General features: G+C 58.8%; 2 protein-coding genes. Both read right to left on the bottom strand.

Annotated elements, in window-relative coordinates; all coding sequences use genetic code 11:
• On the bottom strand, positions 1-778 hold a 778-nt coding region (locus SMC1_RS10465), incomplete at its 3' end, for a WD40/YVTN/BNR-like repeat-containing protein (RefSeq protein WP_413814599.1).
• Positions 779-1,002: 224 nt separating this feature from the next.
• On the bottom strand, positions 1,003-2,427 hold a 1,425-nt coding region (locus SMC1_RS02485), incomplete at its 5' end, for a stalk domain-containing protein (protein ID WP_243626453.1).

The following is a 2,427-nucleotide window of genomic DNA, read 5'->3' as shown; positions in this document are numbered from 1 at the left end:
GATTGGTGAACCCGGTATTCACCGCCGTCCATGTGTCACCGCTGTCGGTGGAGCGGAAGACTCCGGCACCGGTGCCGGCATACAGGGTGGTGGGAGTGAGAGGATTGATGATAAGAGAGCTCGCACCCACCCTTGGGAGACCAAGGGTCCAGTGTTCGCCGCTGTTGGTGGAACGGAAGAGGCCGCCATTGGTGACGGCATATAGCGTGGTGGGGGTCTTGGGGTCGATGGTAAGACCCATGACCTGCCAAGCGGCGAGGCCTTGGGTGTTCACCGCCGTCCAAGTGGTGCCGCTGTTGACGGAGCGGAAGACGCCGCTGTCGGTACCGGCATACAGCGTGGTGAGGGTGACAGGGTCGATGACAACACTCCCGACAACCTTGTTGGCAAGTCCAGTGTTCACCGCCGTCCAAGTGGTGCCGCTGTTGACGGAGCGGAAGGCGCCACCAAAAGAGGTACCGGCATATAGAGTGGTCGGTGCCTTCGGGTCAATTTCAAGAGAACGAACGTACTGATTCGCAAGGCTGGTGTTCACCGCCGTCCATGTGTCGCCGCTGTCGATGGAACGGAAGATGCCACGTTCGGTACTGACATACAAGGTGGTGGGGGTAAGGGGGTCGATAGCAAGAATGATGGAGACACTACCTCCATACAGTGGCAGTTGTGTCCAAGTATCCGTGTCTGCCGCATGTGTAGCGGGCACGCCGACCAGCACACTCGAAAGGCTCAGGGCTAGACACAAGACCAGTATCAAGACGAAGCGGACGGATTGTTTCATAACCAAAGCCTCCTTTGAACTTCTGTGTTTCTCGTAACATTATCGCTACCGTAACCTCGCATGCGAAGAATAAGAAGCGTTCTGCTCCTCGGGCGAGTGATCCGGGCAGCTCGCGTAGTGACGTGGCACGCGCCCACGTCCGGGCGGCATGCTCCTCATGCTATTCAGGGTCGTGTGGCCCACATGGTCAGTCCCTCTGACCGGGGATTTCGTATCACTTCCTGCTACGGTGTGTACGTTATCGTGATCGCCTGGGTGGTCGCATTCCACTGAACATCTAGTGCGAGTGCTTCCGCGACAAACCGGAGAGGAAGAAGCGTCCTTCCACTCATGATGATCGGTACGACCTTGGGGTCGCTGTCGATGTTGACCGACTTACCATTCAGCGTCGCTACGTTCCTGCCGATCCACAGTTCCAATGTCTTGTCTTTCCGCACAATGGTGACCTTCCGTGTCGACGCTTCCCAGGCGATGGTCCCTCCAGTGGCTTCAACGATTGCCCGGATGGGGAGGAGGGTGCGCGAATTCAGGATGATGGGGGCTGCCTCCAGAACAACAGGGCTCCCATCCACGTACATCGTCCTGCTGCCAATCTTCAGTTGAATGACGCTCTTGACCTTCTTAGCGAAAGATGCTGTGAGTTTCTTGTTGGCATCCATCATCACAGTCACCGGGTTCTTTGTGCCAGAGAGAACCCGGGACCAGCCGGTGAAGGTGTAACCGGTGGCAGGAGTGGCGGTAAGCGTGACAACCGTGCCGGCTGCATAGGTAGCAGCTTTGGGAGACCTCCTGACCGACCCACCGGCAGATGGCGACGCAGTGGTCGTGAGAACATAAAAAGATGCAGCGCCATACCGGAAGACGCCACCACTCTGGGTACCGGCATACAGGATGGAAGGGGTTTTGGGGTCGATGGCAAGTGAGGTGACATCTCTCGAAGTGATGCCGAGCTTCACGACCGTCCAGGTGGCGCCGCTGTCGGTGGAGCGGAAGACGCCACCACTGTCGGTACCGGCATACAGGGTGGAAGGGGTGAAGGAGTCAATGGCAAGTGAGGTGACAGACACGTAGGAGCGGCCAATGCTCACCAGCATCCAGGTGGCACCACTGTCGGTAGAGCGGCAGACGTAACCGTTGGTACCAGCATACAGGGTGGAAGGGGTGAGAGGGTCGATAGCAAGAGAGTAGACAGTCATACCGGTGATGCCGGTATTCACGGCAGTCCAGTGGCCGCCGCTGTCCGTGGAGCGGAAGACACCACCTTGGGTACCGACAATCCAAGTACCGACATACAGGGTGGTGGGAGTGAGGGGGTCGATGGCGAGACACCAGACATCCACGGGTGGGAGGCCGGTGTTCACCGCAGTCCAGGTGGCGCCGCGGTTGACGGAGCGGAAGACGCCATCATACCACGTCCCAGCATACAGGATAGTGGGAGCCTTGGGGTCGATGGCAAGAGAGCTGACATCCAAGGGGGCGGGGGCAGTGTTCACAGCTGTCCAGGTGGCGCCGCTGTCGGTGGAGCGGTAGACTCCATCATGGGTACCGGCATACAGGGTCGTGGGGGTGAGAGGGTCGATAGCAAGAGAGATGACCTCCCATTTGGTAATGCCGGTGTTCGCGGCAGTCCAGGTGGCGCCGCGGTTGAC

Origin of the sequence: Candidatus Cryosericum septentrionale (assembly GCF_003570995.1) — a bacterium.
Classification (GTDB): Bacteria; Caldisericota; Caldisericia; order Cryosericales; family Cryosericaceae; genus Cryosericum; species Cryosericum septentrionale.
This window is presented reverse-complemented; position numbering and strand designations above follow the sequence as displayed.